Genomic DNA, 15,502 nt, shown 5'->3' with positions numbered 1-15,502 from the left:
CCATCGCCTTAGAAAACAACTTCTTTCTTAGACTTCAAAGAAGTCAAATTAATGGAAACCCTAGACCTCCAGCTATCCACAAAGCATTAGTTATCCTTTCTTAGACTTCAAAGAAGTCAAATTAATGGAAACATCTCCGAAAATCTTGCAAGATACGAGGGATCGATGCTTTCTTAGACTTCAAAGAAGTCAAATTAATGGAAACTCAAATAGACTCATTCCCATCGCCTTAGAAAACAACTTCTTTCTTAGACTTCAAAGAAGTCAAATTAATGGAAACAACGCAGCACGATTGTAATTAACTTTCACAAAGTGCAGCTTTCTTAGACTTCAAAGAAGTCAAATTAATGGAAACACGATTTCAACAAAGTGGGGCAATTCAGGGTAGCCATCTTTCTTTCTTAGACTTCAAAGAAGTCAAATTAATGGAAACCTTTTCCACCTCTATGCGATCGCAGCTTACCAATTCAGCCTTTCTTAGACTTCAAAGAAGTCAAATTAATGGAAACGATATTTGGTTGGGGTATCAACCCGCCAAGCAAACTTATACTTTCTTAGACTTCAAAGAAGTCAAATTAATGGAAACGTAGCTTTCATCTGGCAAATCCCAGGGCGCAGCCATCTTTCTTAGACTTCAAAGAAGTCAAATTAATAGAAACTGTAATAATTTTATCTGAATCTAAAGTACAAAATAAAATTGGGTTAAGCTCAAACTTAACCCAACTGGTGGTAGCAGGATACCACCTATTATTACTGCTTCGTGCCAGAGTGTGGCATCCTCTTAAGTAATCGCAATCACTGTGGCGAACAAGGATGATCTCCATGTTCATCTTTGCAAGTATCTGTGGCGGCTGCCAGAACCAAGCGCAGTTGCTCGCTGGAGGTGGAGGCAATCATTGTTGGCTCTAGGACTACTACGCACAGCATAACGAACGCAAGGCTTGCAGTGAAGGCTTTCATTAGCTCGTTTCTCCCGAATGAACCAAACTAGGGGAGAAAAGCAAGCATTAAGCATTGCTGGCGCGATTGTGCTGATTAACAGCTATGGGTGAAGTTGCAAGAATTGTTCTTGAGAATTAGCAGTGAGAACGGTACGGTGGTTGTAGGTCATAGTTGGCTTTTTCCAAGCTTTTTTCGTGAAAGGAAACTCGCTCTTTGTTTGAATGCCATTTACCGTTTATCTGCTACGTTTTATTATTATTTGCATCCTTTGCATCCGCTATGTTCTGATTGTAGCTTCACTCTTTGCGACTACAAAGGAAATCTCTTCGTCAATAGTATAATCTGAGCAGATAAAAATAAATTAGGGATAGAATACAGTTCATAGCCTAGTCAGCGAGCGATCGCACATCTTAAAAATCGCACCTTGTGGAAGCTGAACACCTTGGTAAAAGCGGCTTGGCTCGGAAAAATAGATTAGACGACAGCAAGTACGATCGCGCTCTCCCAACTCACGTATACTCTTGGTTTCCACAACCCTTACTAATGGCAGTTCAGAACCTCAACCACTTCCTAATCGGGCCACCTGGCAGTGGCAAATCAACTTTGGCTCGCCAGATCGCTCAATTAGACGAGCGCTATGTCATCGTTTCCACCGATAGCATCCGCAAGGAATTGTTTGGAGATGAGAGCATTCAAGGAAACTGGAGTCAAGTCGAAGCTATTACCATCTCCTCCACGCAACGGGCGATCGCCACTGGTAAATTAGTGATTTACGATGCCACCAATGCCAAACGCGCTTGGCGGCTCAATTGGCTAGAAAAGGTGAAAGCTGCCATTTCCGAAGAGCAAGCGTGGATGGGATGGCATCTGACAACTCCCTTAGAAATTTGCCTAGAGTGGAACGAAGAACGCGAACGGCGGGTTCCTAAACCAATTATTGTTGAGATGGCAAATTGTCTCAAAACTTTTCCTCCCGACCCAGCAGAAGGTTTTGTTGCCGTTAGTAATATTAATCTAGCGGATAAGCCGTGCGACTTCCAACCACTTCAAGCCTACATTAAATCAATTAATTCAAGCATCAAAGCGCATCACAGCCGTACTGCCAACTATGAGCTACACCCATATTCCTGCTTATTGGACTTTGAACGGCTCATGCACTTGATTGCTATCATCCTCCAGTATCCCGGAATTGGCAGTTTACACAAAACTAAACCACAATACTTAGAAGAAATATTGGGTTCAATGCCTCAAGTTGATAACACCATTGATGAAATTTGCAGTATCATCAGTTTAAAGAAAGGAAATGTTTATAGCAATCCCATAGCGATTGAAGCTGATTTGGCTTGGTTAGAAGCAAATGGAATTTTAAGAGCGGGAAATCCCTTAGCGATTAAAGCTAATTTAGTTTGGTTAGACACACAAGAAAATTCAAGAGTGAGGAATGTAAGCAATGAAAAGCGTGGTATTAGCGATCGTGCAAAAACTGATATCCTTAGAACTCAGCACCAAGCTTGGCATAGCTATTCAAACTTAGAACCCTTTCAACGATTGCTAAAAATCATTCGTTATATTGCCCGTTCGCCCTTTCAAATCGAGGTAAATTCTGAAGAAAAATCTAAAGTTCAATGTCAGACACAGGAAGAACTTACGCCTAAACCCAAAAGTAAAGCTGACTTTGATGTATATTACTCCATCAGCAGCATCCGACGAGATATTGAGAAAGTTTTAAAACCTTACAAAATTTTACCAGAGTTTTGCATGAAAAGAGGATATTTTGTTGGCACTGCCATCTTTACCGAAGGAGAGTTGAAGAAGCTTTACGAACTGTTGCAATCTCAACAAATCCACATGAACGATCCAGTAGCGGTAGAGATGCTACAAATTTTTCAAGAGCGGATAGAGGCGAGCAGACTGCTAGGATTCGATCAAATCTATCCCACACGAGTCATCGGCAATCATGGTATTGTCAATCCTGAGAGTTTACCTCAATCCGCTTTAGTTAGACAACTGGATGACCTGGAACAAGCTATAGTGCAAGGACAACTGCTAGAACTATCAATTTTTCCAGGTCGCGGTCGATTTACAGCAGAGCATACGGAAAACTTTACAGCTTATCCGCTTCAAATTATTTTTCACAACATAGCTTGGTATCTAGGTTATGAAATAAAAGGTGGGAAGAGTGACGGTTTGTTGCGCTTTGAGCGGCTAGATCGTCTATCTTTAGAAAATCCTTCAGATATAGAGCGTTCCATAGACTCTCAAAATCCAGAGCGTTCCAACTCTCAAAGAGAGTTTTTAGACCGCCTGATTCGCTTATACAAAGCAAGTGCTGGAATTTATTTAGGAGATAGCGCCGAAGACCAAAGAAAATTTCTAAGTGGCGATTCCAAAGAGCGAAAATCAGTTGAAGTTACTGTAGAGTTGTGGATGAACGATAGCATCTTCAGATTTGTCAGCGAAGGAAGTCAACGGTTTCCCCGCAGCCAGATGAAGATGTCTCGTCGCTTTGAAGGGGAAGGCGGAGAAGCTGACAAGGACAAGTCTCTATTTACACTTAAGCAAACCCCAGATCCCCAATTTCCCAACTGCTTCCGCGTTAAGTTGCCCTATTGGTCATTGAAGGACATTGACCTCAAGCGCTGGATTCTTGGTTTAGGCCCCCAGGTTAAAGTGGTTAAGCCTACTGTGTTGGTAGAAGCGCTCTTGCAAGAGGTGAAAGCGATCGCCAATAATTACCAAAGCTGAAGAAAACTGATTATAATATGAATGAACACAAAAGGAGTGAAATTTAAGTAGCTTTAGTATAAAACTATTTCACCACGACAGAACGGGCAATACTAGAAGAATTTAACCGCTGTCTAGCCATACCAACCCAAATATCATGATCTAGTTCCTGCTTTTTAGCTAAATCAATACAACTTTGCCACTGAACTTGCGCCCCTTTCCTGTCCCCCAACCCTTCTAAAACCTGTGCTTTCAAGCAGTAAGCTGAAGCAACGCGACTGTCTAAAGCCACTGCGACTTCAATTTGTTCTAATGCGTCTACATAGCGTTCTTGCATCAGTCGCGCCCACGCCAAGTTTTTAACCAAAGAATATTTAGTGCGGTTGTCTTTAACTAAATCCAAACCGGTCCAAGCTAATTTTACAGCTTGGTCATAATCCCGTTCCTGTTGAATAGCAAGGTGAGCCAACTGGCTATAAGCTGCTGCTAAGCCAAGTTTTGCTGACTTTTGATAGTATGTACGAGCGCACGGAAATTCTCCTACTTGTTCGCAAATCCACCCCAAAGTGTAGGGTGCTACTCGGTTATTAGGGTCGAGAAAAACAGCTAACTTCAAAGCCTGTTGCGCTTCCATTAACTTGCCATCGCGGTAATAACTATACCCCATATTATTAATAGCTTTAGCTAACTTAGGTACTACAAATAGCCAGCCCGCCAATCCAGTTCCTAATAGCAAAGCAGTTGCACTTAATTGGGGAGTAAATTGATTTAATCGTTGCCAAAAGTTTAAACCTTTAGCTGATAAACCTAACTCTAGTTCCTGAAGGGGTGGCTGGTTTACTTTTCCTAGCAAATCATTCCAAGTTGGTGGCACAGCAGCGGGGTTTTGACAGATGATGGGCAGCCAACTAGCACAGGGATATTCACTCTCCCACCCCTGTAACCGCTCTCGCGCTTCTCTACAAGAACTATAGAGAGATTTACCACTTGCAAAATTAGTGAGGAAATCTTGCAAAAACTTTTGCGCTACTTTATCGGGTACTAATTCTCGCATCACGATCATTTGAGGGATTTCTATGTCGTCTAGCCTTTGAGCTAATCCCAATCCATCGCAAGAATTAAAAATGGCTAGCTGTAACCCTTTTTCTACTGCTTTCCGCAATCCATACCACAATTCATCTAAGGTTAAGCTGTCGGTTGAATTAATGTAAATATGACCTCTATTCTCAATTGTCTCGCTGTGTCCGGCAAAAAAGATAATGTCCCAGTTTTGCTCCCATAATTGCTCGTTAATTTCCTGATGTTTGGGTTCGACGAGAAAGGTAATTTCTGCCTGGGGCAACTTTTCTAATAACTGCCTGTCTTTTTCAATATCAATTCCTTGGTTATTGCCGAAAATTGCCAAGATTTTGACTTTGTTTTTGCTAGAAAGGGAGAGAAAGCTTTCGGGTTTTTTATACTCACGGGGGCTGAGGGCAATTTCTATATTAGAGTAACGCTTCACAAAATCCCATAAGTGCCAGGGAAGTTTCTGCAAACAGCTATCTTCTGTGCGAATCAATAGCCTCACTTCTTCGTCTCGGTTTAATTCTTCTCGCAGCCGCGCATCTATATGACGGAATTGATTTGATTGTAGCCATCGATCCAAGTGCGATCGCAGTTTTTCCCCTGACTCTTGGCATTCTTTAAGTGAATGGTTAACGGAACCGTTGTGTGCAATTACTTTAGGCTTGATGCGAGGTTCTGGTTTCAAATTGCGGTAGATTTCTAGCCAGTGGTGCTGCAAGTAAGTGGCTAGTTCGGGAAAGGGTGGTAAATTGCCCGTCATTTCGATGTGAGCATCGCCACCTTCTCGCGCAATTTCCAAGTTGACTTGAAACCCTAGTGTTTGCAAGTCGCCGTCGAATGTTAGGACAACTACTTTCGCCATAGGATGTAGCAAGCCTTGCTGAGTACAAAGTTGGGGGCGGCTGGCGATCGCATTGGCGAGAAGACTCATCTATTCATGTTAGAGTTACGATGGCTGTGCAATGCTGACTTTGCCTAGATTCAGTTTAACTCTAAACTGCGCTTCTGGGAAAGGACTAGCCAGAAAGATGTAAAGTTTTATAAATTTACTCGGCTTTTGCGTAAAAATAGAGGCTCGCCACAGACAGATAGGTGGAAACTAGCAAGAGTGGAGAGTTTAAACCGAATGCTACACTGTCAAACTTTTGGGTCACTTACTGAAAATATATAGCTAGAAATTAAAAATCAACACCATTATGTAGTCAATTAGCTTAAAAGCAAAAAGGAATAGTGAGAAATTATGGAAGAATATGTTTTTATAACCTTTGCTCCTATCCAGGGATTTATTGAAAAATCGCGCAAGCTGCGAGATTTATACGGAGCCTCGTTAATTTTATCTTACCTAAGCAGCAAACTTATCAAAGCAGCACAGGCACAGGGAACAGAAGTGATTTCGCCGGGGTTTCCGCAGAACACGAAAGGAATGCCCAACCGAATTTTATTGCGTGGCAGTTTTTCAGAAGAGGCGGCCCATAAGGCTCTGATTGAGGCGTGGGGGCTGGTGCTAGAGCAATGTCGGACTTGGTTAGAAAGGAACGTCAATGAGTTTTATTGTTCCCAGGAATCAAAGCAGTTTTCTTTTACCTGGGAATCTGCATGGGGTAAGTGGAAAAATTACACCTGGGAATTATTTTGGGGACAAGGGAAAACTCCAGAGGAAGCCAGAAAAAATTTGGAAAATCGGAAGTTATCTCGACAGTGGACGGCAATTAACTGGATTGGGGAGAGTTCCAGCATCAGTGGCTCGGATGGGATCGCATATCCAGGTTTAGAAGGTGGGCGTATCGACTTAAGAAATTGTTTTCCTACCTCAGTAACACAGGAGATAGAAAGATTTTACGAGATTCTGGCGACAATGTTCGATCTTCATAAATCTCAGTGGGCAAGCGAGATAGAAAACCATGAAGCAGAAGGAAGATTTATCGATGCCAACGAACGACTGAGCGTTCCCGAACTTGTTAAACGATTGGTCACGCATTCTAGTGTCGCCCGACTGATTGGTATCACTCCCCCCCATCGCTTCAGAGATATCATTCGCAAAACTGATACCCAATTGTATTGGACGGGTTGGTTTATGGGAGATGGCGATCATATGGGCAATCACCTTCAACGGGCGATGCAACAATCGGGAGAGACGGCGATCCAAGATTTTAGTCAAATCATTCGGAATTGGGGATTAACATTGGAAGACAATTTACCTCCTGATGTGGGGCGGATTGTATATGCAGGAGGCGATGATTTTTTAGGCATTATTTACGATCGCACAGTTCGACAAACCAGGGGCATTGATGCTCTAAGTCAACTGACGCGAATTCATCAAAGCTGGATGGATTTAAAACCCCAATTAGATCCGTTGGTGGGCGAATCCGTTACCCTCAGCGTGGGGTTAGTGTGGGTAGGAGGTGCAGTTCCCCAAAGAGATGTGCTGCAACACTGTCGGGAAACACAACAGCGATCGAAGCAGCTAGGGCGCGATCGCATTACCATTCGCATTCTCTTCAACAACGGTCAGTTTGTGGAATGGACAACGCCCTGGGAATACCTAAAGATGTTAGAGGACTACAAAGACCTCGACGGAGGAAAAAACTGGAGCCACGTTTATGGAGATTTGGCACAGCTAAAAGCTCGTCATGCGTTTGGCTTTGGCAGGGATGATTTGGAGGAACTTGACGACACCCCGATTACAGATTTCTTCGAGGGGGCATTGGAATTCTTGGACATTTACTTCCCTACATACAAAACAATAATTGAAAGTAACCGGAGTGAGATTTTCAGATACGCTATGCCTGACGAGACAAAAGTACAAAAAGAATTAATTCGGTGGATTGACAGCTTAATTAATGTTGGATGGCATTTATCTGAAACTACATCTAATTCCCTGCTAGTACCAACGGAGACAATCGATGTTTAAATACCAGATTTTAGTGAAACCGTTAGGGATGATGTACGGCAGTGCTGGAGGGTTTCTGTCTCCAGAAAATCTCGTCGGTCGTTCGGGGGCTAAGTTTCCCCCAGAAGCAGCAACAATGGTAGGACTCTTTTTTAGCACTCATCACGGCAATGCCAGCGTCAAAACAAAGCTGAAAGAAGAGTTATTTGTAGCAGGACCGTTTTGGGCAGAACAAAGCAATCAAAATGATATTAATGATATTTACGTTCCCATTCCTTGGAGTTTAGTTATTGGGGAAAAAGAATGGGATGAATGGAGATTAGAATCTCAAAACAATCGGCTAATATGGGAGAGAAATAATTCTGATTTAGAACCAAGTTATAGCTGGCAACAACTTTCTATGTGGAATAAGCCAAAAAGAGTTTTTTCTGCATACAATGAAGATGGTAGGTATTCTTCAAAAAAGAATGCTTGGAAGTACGCCCCTATCTTACATCCGCACATGAAAGAAACAGAACGTAGCGTTCTACAGAAAGGCGGGTTGTTTTTAGAAAATGCCGTGCAGGTCGATCCAGAAGTCTGTTTAGTTTACCTTTCCACTTATCCACTCGAGCCAGGATGGTATCGTTTTGGAGGCGAGAGTCATTTAGTTGAAATTAATTGTATTGATCTTAAAGGAAAAATGGCCGAACTGTTGCAAAAACCAATTCAAAAAGCTTTTGCTTTAATCGTTCCGGGGGTGTGGGGATCGAATCAACTTTCCTATCGTTCTCCCTACCATGCCAACCACCTAGACTTTCCTAAACCAATACAAATGCTCACAGATAAACCTGTTCCTTATCGATATAGTGCAGGCGGTCAACTTGGACGAGGACGCTATGCCGTACCCGCAGGTAGCGTTTACGTTTTAGAGAGTCCGCTGAACAAGTGTTGGTGGGAATGGCCCAAAGAATGGTTTCCCCAAAAGGGATTCCTGAAGCACGTCGGCGGAGGGCTGTGTTTGCCGATTTCGATTCCTGGTTTAACTGATTAAAAAGGAGTAAAATAATGTATCGAAAAGGTTACGGAATTATTGAAACGCTTGCTCCCCTTCATGTAGGAGCAACAGCAGGGGAAGAAACAGGAAACCTAAATCTAATTTTTAGAGATCAGTTTACTCAAACTGGTATCATACCGGGAAGCTCGATTCGTGGCCGGCTGCGATCGGAAGTCTATCTGTCTGGAGAAGCAGGTAAAATACTCGCAGAAGATTGGTACGGTCGTGGAGCCGAACGCAATAAGGACATAGAATTTGAGTCGCGTATTAAAATCGAACACGCTTCTATTGTATGGATACCTGTTTTCTGTCCTGGTCAACCGATTGTCTGGGTAAGCTGTCCGCGATTGCTGATGCGCTATCAGCGAATTATGGGAGATTTGGTCAAAGTGAACGATAATAAGTATCTCAAGGACATTGATATCCCCAAACCTTACACAGGTTCTCAAGACTTGAAAGGTAGAGAAACCAAAACGAATTCTAAAGAAGTCTTATTCTTTAATTTTGGATTTTTAACAATCGAAAAACCTCAGCAAGATTTATCACATTGGTTTCCTCTCGATACCATGTTTACATCGGACAACAGCAAGCAACTACCCGCAGTTGTTGTCAAAGATAAAGAGATGGCACTGATTCACGATATGGCGCTATACCGCCAGAGCCGAGTTGCTTTGAAAAAAGACCAAAAAGTTGTAGACGATCGCGCTTTTTTTAATGTAGAAGCGCTACCAGAAGGAACGGTAATGGTGTTTCCAATTGGCATTAAAGATAGGGATATGGGGAAGAAGGATAAACTAGACTGGAAACCTCTCAATAACAACATGAAAGGCGATATTTACTTGGGCGGGTTAGAATCAGTTGGATTTGGTCACTGTTACATGACAATTAAGGGGTTAGACTGATGGCTTTAAAATCCTACAATTTAGATATAGTTGCTCAAAAGCTCGTACTCGACTATCGAGATCAAGAAGTTCTCAATGAATCTCACAAGATGCGCCAAACAGCCGCCTATGGATTGGAGCGTTTTTGGGGCGAACACTTGCGATTGTTGGGAAAAGAAAAAACGCGCGATGCGGGCGAATACTGGAAGGCTACTTGGGGTGCATTAGTCAAGATTATGAAAAAAGGCGGAGTCACAGTTCCCAATGATTCTGTCAATCTCGAAGAAACCGATCAGATTCTCGCAATGGCAAAAAAACTGTGGAATGACGAGGAATTTCCTCGCGATGACCGACAGTTTACTCTAGCAGTTCTCATTCAACTGTGCGACAGTTTAGTGTGGTGGACACAACGCTACAAGAAAAAGTCGGAACGCGATGAGAAAGAGTCAGAAGGCGATAAGAAAGAATCAGAAGGCGCTCGCGAGGTGCAAGATCATGAATTATGAAGAAATTCCATTAATGTTTCAAGCTCAAACAGAAGGACGCTGCCAACTTCAGCTTACATCGAAAGAGCGTCATCAAGCTTACGATTGGAAAGACGAATGGACAAAACCCTATCCCAAACCACTACTTAAAAAGGTTCCTATTCGGCAACTAACAATCGACCAACAGACGTTTGAACGTCCGACAAAACCTGCCGTTGACTTGAACTCAAAACCCAACTTCCTTGCAATTCCTCCCAAATTTGGGGATGGAGTGAAGACTGAAGAGTATCGCATCAGTTGGCGTTTAGTTTGCGACAGCGGACAAGATGGCAGCATCATTCGCCCAATAATAGGAGCTAAGGGCTACCCCTACTATCCAGGGTCAAGCATGAAGGGCGCATTCAGACAAGCGTGCTCTGAAGCACAAGCGTTGGAATACTGCGGTGGCGAAGTCATCGAAAATGGCGAAAAGAAAACGAAACCTGGTATCCTGCGTTTTCACGGCGCTTATCCCGTCGATACATCGTGGACAAATTGCCTCGTCGATCCAGTACACTCTCAGGAAAGCAAGCAAGTTATTGCTGATGAGACTACAAATGCCAATGTTCAAATCTCTCTGTATCGCGTCAATTTAAGCTTTGGAATTTCTAGTGCTAGTTTGCAACCAAACGATCAGAAATGGGATGAAATTTGGAAAATTTGGGAAAAAGCACTTTCTTCCGGTTTGGGCAGCCGAGTTAGTGCAGGATACGGTTACTTTGATGGTTGTAACTCAAATGAATTGCTGCACGTCACTCTAAAAGGATCGGGATTAGCTTCCACTCTGCTAAAAAGAGAACGACCAGAAGATAAAACGGAAACACCAGAATTTCGCCCCAATATGTTTAAAGCCAGTTTGCGGGGACATACTCTGCGATTGTTAGGGGGAATGATTGATGACGCGACAGCAAAATATTTAGCTAAGATATTATGGGGGGGATTTCGAGATAATTACAATGGACAATTAGCCGCTTGCGACGATCGCAGAAATAATGCTATTGAGGGATTATTGAAAGTTCGCTTTAAGGGTGACTTAGAAAATGCGATCAAACTGCACGAGTACAAACCAAAGAAAGAACCGGGCGATAAACATGAGCCAAAGTCTCGATATACGCCCGTGTATCAAAGTGTTCAGGGCGTGCTGCAAATTTTGTTGAGCCACCCTCAGATAGCAGAAGAACACCCGCAACAATTAAAAAAATTGGCAACTGCGATCGTTCAATTTGCTATGCTTTTAGGGGGGTTTGGCAAGTCTTGGCGTAGAATTGACCATTGTCAGTTTTATGGGGACTATACCAACCATAAACCTCCGATTGGTTGTCATTGGGAGTTTGCAAGCGAGTCAGAATCTTTTTACCTTCCTATCAATGATTTAAAAAAAGATGTTAATCAATTTATTAATAACGTTCGCAGCTACATAAAGTCTTGGGTTTCTTCTCAGGGAATAACATTGAGCGGGCTTGTAGCTAAAGACTGGCGCGAAGCATGGCATCTTTACAAAAAGAACCAATATGGCGTGCAGGTGTGGGGACGCATTAGCCCAAATCTGGAAAGCCAAGCAATTCACTGGTTTCACGGTGGCTATCAGGGTAATGATTCGATTTACAAGTCTGATTTAACCGGAAAACTTAATCAAACAGGAAGAATTTGGCATCGAATGTACCCCCAATACAATGTAGATGACAAGGGGCAGATACAATCCACAAGAAATTATGTAGAGTTTCTTACTATTTTTCCTGGTAAAACTCAAACCGATGGTTCCGACGAAACGAGCAAGTTTTTAACTTTTTTGGACAAAGAAACAGATTTTCAACGACTTTGGTGAGGTAATTATGTCTATTTGGATTGTGACGATAGGTAACAGCGACGTGCAGCTTACAAATAACAACCATTGGTCTAGTTTATATAAATTAGTTGATGGAGAGAAAAAAGCAATTTTGGAGTATTGTGCCAATCTGAAGAAACCGCCTACAGAAGATGAAGCTACAGAATTGTATCCTGCACCTGCTAGAGCTCTGGGGTTAGTTTATCGAACCGAGTGCTTAGATGAATACGGTAATGACTTAGCATTTCCTCTACTGGATACTTTCATTAAAGAGTTTCCACCGGAATCAAGCGAACGACCGACTCAGGTTATTGTGCTGCTAACAGATCAAACTCACATTTTTACCGAAGATCAAAAAGAATATCCTTATTGCCCTTTTTGGCAGGATACAGTCGAACTCCAAGAAATTTTGAAGCGCTACTTTAAAAAAAACTTAGGCATTCTACCAAGATTTGATTATATCAAACCTCAACCGGGAAACACTGAAAAACCAACTGTAACACCAGGGGTAGACAATTGGGAGGTAATGCTCAAAGAAGTTGGCAAAACTTTAGAGAAAGCCTTATCCGAACTTCTAATTAATCGAGAGGAAGAAACTGTATACGTCAGCCACCAAGCTGGAACGCCTGCCATTTCTTCAGCCCTTCAATTTTTAACGATCAGCAAGTTCAAAACAGTTAAATTCTTGGTTAGCAATCAATCTTCCCAAGACGATAAGCCAGTTTCCTCTCACCAAGTTATTGACAGTTCAAACTACTGGCGGGGATTGCAAATTGAGAGGGCTAAAAAATTAATTATTAGTGGGCTTCCCGGAGCAGCTTTGGAATTACTGAAGGGAATCTATGGAATTAAAAAAATTGTTACTTCAGAAGGTGAAACAGTTATTTCAAAATTAAATAATTTGGTTAATTTGTTTAACTTCAAACAAGCCGATCCTTCTCAATCAGAATTTGACCCCATTCGCGCTATTAAACGAGTTCGCCAAGCGCTAGATTTAGCAGAAAAGTTCTTTGAAAGTGAAAACTACTTGCCCGGAGTTAATGTGCTAGCAGCCGCACAAGAAACTTTCTTAAAGGCTGCCATTATCTATAAACTACAACAGGAGAACAAAGTCATAGATGGTTTTCCAGTTTGCCAATTAGTCAAATGGGATCACCAGGGGTTATATCTGCTATCCAAAAATGATTTAATAAAAAAAGGAGTTTCTACTGCTGAAAATTCACAAACATTATCCAATGAACTCAAATTTCCTGATTCCAAAGCAATTTCATGCAACAAAGAGTATAAGTGTTTTATCCCAAATGATAGTCGTTTGCGTGAGTGGTTATTGCACCTAGAAAATAATTTTAAGGAATGGCCTCTGATGAAGTGGTCTTGTACACATTTTAGAACCCGTGAGCTAGATCGGCGGAATCAGAATTTACATAATTTGCTGGGAGTTAAAAAATTAGATGTCATTAGATATCTTTTAGGCAATCCAGATGAGCCTGAAATCCAAAGTAATATTCAACCAGTGGGTAATCCCAATCGCCCTAAAATCAAAAGTAATGTCCCTCCAGTGGGTAATCTCAATGATCCTAAGATCAAAAGTAATGTCCCTCCGGCTCAAGAGACTTTTGAGAAATCCGAAAAAAAGGGAAACTCTTTGAGCGTTAAAGATGTTATTGATGTTTATTCCGAGTATGTCAAAACGCCGTTTCAGAAAGCTTTAGAGCAATTTGGGTGGAATGACCAATGTCTAGGATACATACCATTGCAAACACAACTAGAGGATTTAGCTAATTCCTTGGACAAACAAGTTGAGGAAAGCGATCGCACTCCCTAATAAAAAATTCAAACCCCAGTTAATTCAATTAACCGGGGTTTGAAGTCTTATTTCTTATTTTTATCAGTTCTTATTTGCTTTTGCTTGCCTAATTTTCGTAGGAAGCAGCGGCGGCGAGTTTTTTTGAGGCTGTCGCACAACCCCCGCAGGTTACTAACGGTGACGATCTCCATCATGGTGACTTGAGCGCAGGCGCTCACGAAAGGATGAGGAATCGACACCGCGACTAGACCGCACAGGCTGATCGCGATCACCTTGATGACGATGGGCTGGGGGACTTTGGGGAAGTTCATGCAGTTTTCTCCTCGCGATCCTCTGAATGGAAACCCACCAGAGGGACATAATCTTCGCTTGGACTGCCTTTTTACTAACCCTGCGATCGCCTCCGCCTCGCTCTTTGTATTATAACTGTAATCTTAGAGTTCATGTCAAGAGCCTTGACAATAAATCTGACTACTGTCAACTTAAAACCAACCTTTATAAACTTTAATAGCTAAGCGATCGCTCACTGCTTTCTCTGAAGGCATCAAACGAGCTAAACTCGCTCTGAAACGCCGCAACCTCACTCAAAAGGCGAGCGCCACACAAAGCCAGATCGCTTCCTAGTGGTATGTCCCGAACTGCTGTATTAACACCTTAATTCCTTCTGCTGTGCTTCCCTGCGCTCCGTGGTTCTCCTGTGTAATTCTGCTAGAGGGCTTTTTTGATATTCTTCTTCTAAGCGATCGCTAAGTGTATCTAAGTCAGCAATATGCTTATCCCAACGTTCACACAATTCTTTTAGTTTAGCAATATGCCGCGCTCTGGTTTCTGGATCGGGAATTTTGGGTGCGTTGTTCATGGTAAGTTTATGTCCCTCCTAATTTCTTGAACTGTAGCTTCTGTGGAAGCAGCAGTAGCTTCTGCCTCATCAATATATCGGGTCAATAATATTAGCATATCACGAGAAGCAAGGGGCTGTGCTTCATAAATTTGCTGCAAGGTAATGTAAAACCGCCTGTAGTAAGTGTAGAGTCTCTCTTTGGCATTTTGAAGCTGCTCGAAGTAGTCGAGCATTTCACTGATCTCGCCAAATAGCTCTTGAATCGAAAATTCTGTGGCTGTTACAGCGTGTAAGCGTTCTAAGATATCTCGCTGTAAATTCTGGACGATGATAATGGTTTCATCTGGTAACAAAGCCATGATTATTTATCAGTCTATTAGAGTGTTATTGCCGATAATATCATTAATTTCCCAAAAATTTTAAGCGGCTAAGTATTTAAATCACTTATTCTGAAAAATTGGAAAATTGAACCGATAAACGTTGACGTTATAAGAGGTTCAAGTTTCCATTAATTTGACTTCAAAGAAGTCGAGAAGTTTAGCCCAGAAGCAGTCAAGGCCGGGTACTCAATGTTTCCATTAATTTGACTTCAAAGAAGTCGAGAAGCTGGCGAAAAAGGTTGGCGAATTAATCGTTACTACCAGTTTCCATTAATTTGACTTACGAATAAGTCGAAAGATTTGAATCTGCTATAGGTTTACAAAAGTTTCTGGATTGTTTCCATTAATTTGACTTACGAATAAGTCGAAAGTTTTGGCGCACCTGCTGCAAATCCCGGAGCACCAAGTTTCCATTAATTTGACTTACGAATAAGTCGAAAGCATTGCTGTTTCTGCCTGGGCAGTTCCTGCTCAACGGTTTCCATTAATTTGACTTACGAATAAGTCGAAAGATTCTTCAATCATACGCAAAGCCAGACAAAAATTGTTTCCATTAATTTGACTTACGAATAAGTCGAAAGTTT

At 42.0% G+C, this 15,502-nt stretch carries 12 protein-coding genes and 2 CRISPR repeat arrays; of the genes, 7 read left to right on the top strand and 5 right to left on the bottom strand.

The genetic code is table 11. The annotated features are described in order from the left end of the window. Positions 1-22: 22 nt before the first annotated feature. A CRISPR array of direct repeats spans positions 23-659; the repeat unit is 37 nt; unit sequence CTTTCTTAGACTTCAAAGAAGTCAAATTAATGGAAAC. A 136-nt stretch (positions 660-795) separates the two neighbouring features. Beyond that, the gene (locus tag PN499_RS16750; protein ID WP_272033237.1) at positions 796-960 is read right to left on the bottom strand and encodes a hypothetical protein; all 165 of its coding nucleotides are present in this window, start codon (positions 958-960) and stop codon (positions 796-798) included. Positions 961-1,368: 408 nt separating this feature from the next. Between PN499_RS16750 and PN499_RS16745 the strand changes: the two genes are divergently transcribed. Continuing rightward, entirely contained in the window at positions 1,369-3,687 is a 2,319-nt protein-coding gene (locus PN499_RS16745; protein WP_272033236.1) for a WYL domain-containing protein, read from the top strand. Positions 3,688-3,751: 64 nt separating this feature from the next. On the opposite strand, the gene PN499_RS16740 is transcribed toward PN499_RS16745, so the two are convergent. Next, positions 3,752-5,665 carry a CHAT domain-containing tetratricopeptide repeat protein gene (locus tag PN499_RS16740; protein ID WP_272033235.1) on the bottom strand — a complete coding sequence of 638 codons (1,914 nt, stop codon included), beginning with the start codon at positions 5,663-5,665 and terminating at the stop codon, positions 3,752-3,754. A 309-nt stretch (positions 5,666-5,974) separates the two neighbouring features. On the opposite strand from PN499_RS16740, the gene PN499_RS16735 reads away from it, so the two are divergent. The 6 genes from PN499_RS16735 to PN499_RS16710 are packed head-to-tail and all read left to right on the top strand — an operon-like array spanning position 5,975 to position 13,715. Beyond that, complete coding sequence (locus PN499_RS16735) at positions 5,975-7,645, top strand: Cas10/Cmr2 second palm domain-containing protein (RefSeq protein WP_272033234.1); 1,671 nt, start codon at positions 5,975-5,977, stop codon at positions 7,643-7,645. Next, a complete protein-coding gene (locus PN499_RS16730) occupies positions 7,638-8,657 on the top strand; it encodes a CRISPR-associated protein (protein WP_272033233.1) in 1,020 nt (339 codons plus the stop codon). The genes PN499_RS16735 and PN499_RS16730 overlap by 8 nt, the downstream gene beginning before the upstream one ends. Positions 8,658-8,671: 14 nt before the next feature. Next, positions 8,672-9,562, top strand: coding sequence for a type III-B CRISPR module RAMP protein Cmr4 (cmr4, locus tag PN499_RS16725; protein WP_272033232.1), 891 nt, complete (start codon positions 8,672-8,674; stop codon positions 9,560-9,562). Beyond that, positions 9,562-10,047, top strand: a complete 486-nt coding sequence (locus PN499_RS16720; protein ID WP_272033231.1) for a hypothetical protein — start codon at positions 9,562-9,564, stop codon at positions 10,045-10,047. Before cmr4 ends, PN499_RS16720 begins: the two co-directional genes overlap by 1 nt. Beyond that, on the top strand, positions 10,037-11,890 hold the full coding sequence (locus tag PN499_RS16715) for an RAMP superfamily CRISPR-associated protein (RefSeq protein ID WP_272033230.1): 1,854 nt from the start codon (positions 10,037-10,039) through the stop codon (positions 11,888-11,890). The genes PN499_RS16720 and PN499_RS16715 overlap by 11 nt, the downstream gene beginning before the upstream one ends. 7 nt (positions 11,891-11,897) lie before the next feature. After that, positions 11,898-13,715: a hypothetical protein gene (locus tag PN499_RS16710; protein ID WP_272033229.1), complete on the top strand. Its 1,818-nt coding sequence runs from the start codon at positions 11,898-11,900 to the stop codon at positions 13,713-13,715. Positions 13,716-13,762: 47 nt separating this feature from the next. Here PN499_RS16710 and PN499_RS16705 read toward each other — a convergent pair whose 3' ends face one another. The 3 genes from PN499_RS16705 to PN499_RS16695 form a co-directional block, all read right to left on the bottom strand. Next, positions 13,763-14,008 carry a hypothetical protein gene (locus PN499_RS16705; protein ID WP_272033228.1) on the bottom strand — a complete coding sequence of 82 codons (246 nt, stop codon included), beginning with the start codon at positions 14,006-14,008 and terminating at the stop codon, positions 13,763-13,765. A 335-nt stretch (positions 14,009-14,343) separates the two neighbouring features. Further along, on the bottom strand, positions 14,344-14,556 hold the full coding sequence (locus tag PN499_RS16700; protein ID WP_272033227.1) for a hypothetical protein: 213 nt from the start codon (positions 14,554-14,556) through the stop codon (positions 14,344-14,346). Next, positions 14,553-14,897: a hypothetical protein gene (locus PN499_RS16695; protein ID WP_272033226.1), complete on the bottom strand. Its 345-nt coding sequence runs from the start codon at positions 14,895-14,897 to the stop codon at positions 14,553-14,555. Before PN499_RS16695 ends, PN499_RS16700 begins: the two co-directional genes overlap by 4 nt. A 284-nt stretch (positions 14,898-15,181) precedes the next feature. Continuing rightward, positions 15,182-15,499: direct repeats of the CRISPR family, unit length 35 nt; unit sequence GTTTCCATTAATTTGACTTACGAATAAGTCGAAAG. Positions 15,500-15,502 lie beyond the last annotated feature (3 nt).

Origin of the sequence: Kamptonema animale CS-326 (assembly GCF_028330895.1) — a bacterium.
Classification (GTDB): domain Bacteria; phylum Cyanobacteriota; class Cyanobacteriia; order Cyanobacteriales; family Microcoleaceae; genus Kamptonema; species Kamptonema formosum.
This window is presented reverse-complemented; position numbering and strand designations above follow the sequence as displayed.

Bases quoted from the DNA above. Each gene is read 5' to 3' on its own strand.
- PN499_RS16750 (WP_272033237.1), bottom strand. From the start codon at position 960: ATGAAAGCCTTCACTGCAAGCCTTGCGTTCGTTATGCTGTGCGTAGTA.
- PN499_RS16740 (WP_272033235.1), bottom strand. From the start codon at position 5,665: ATGAGTCTTCTCGCCAATGCGATCGCCAGCCGCCCCCAACTTTGTACT.
- PN499_RS16735 (WP_272033234.1), top strand. From the start codon at position 5,975: ATGGAAGAATATGTTTTTATAACCTTTGCTCCTATCCAGGGATTTATT.
- PN499_RS16730 (WP_272033233.1), top strand. From the start codon at position 7,638: ATGTTTAAATACCAGATTTTAGTGAAACCGTTAGGGATGATGTACGGC.
- cmr4 (WP_272033232.1), top strand. From the start codon at position 8,672: ATGTATCGAAAAGGTTACGGAATTATTGAAACGCTTGCTCCCCTTCAT.
- PN499_RS16720 (WP_272033231.1), top strand. From the start codon at position 9,562: ATGGCTTTAAAATCCTACAATTTAGATATAGTTGCTCAAAAGCTCGTA.
- PN499_RS16715 (WP_272033230.1), top strand. From the start codon at position 10,037: ATGAATTATGAAGAAATTCCATTAATGTTTCAAGCTCAAACAGAAGGA.
- PN499_RS16710 (WP_272033229.1), top strand. From the start codon at position 11,898: ATGTCTATTTGGATTGTGACGATAGGTAACAGCGACGTGCAGCTTACA.
- PN499_RS16705 (WP_272033228.1), bottom strand. From the start codon at position 14,008: ATGAACTTCCCCAAAGTCCCCCAGCCCATCGTCATCAAGGTGATCGCG.
- PN499_RS16700 (WP_272033227.1), bottom strand. From the start codon at position 14,556: ATGAACAACGCACCCAAAATTCCCGATCCAGAAACCAGAGCGCGGCAT.
- PN499_RS16695 (WP_272033226.1), bottom strand. From the start codon at position 14,897: ATGGCTTTGTTACCAGATGAAACCATTATCATCGTCCAGAATTTACAG.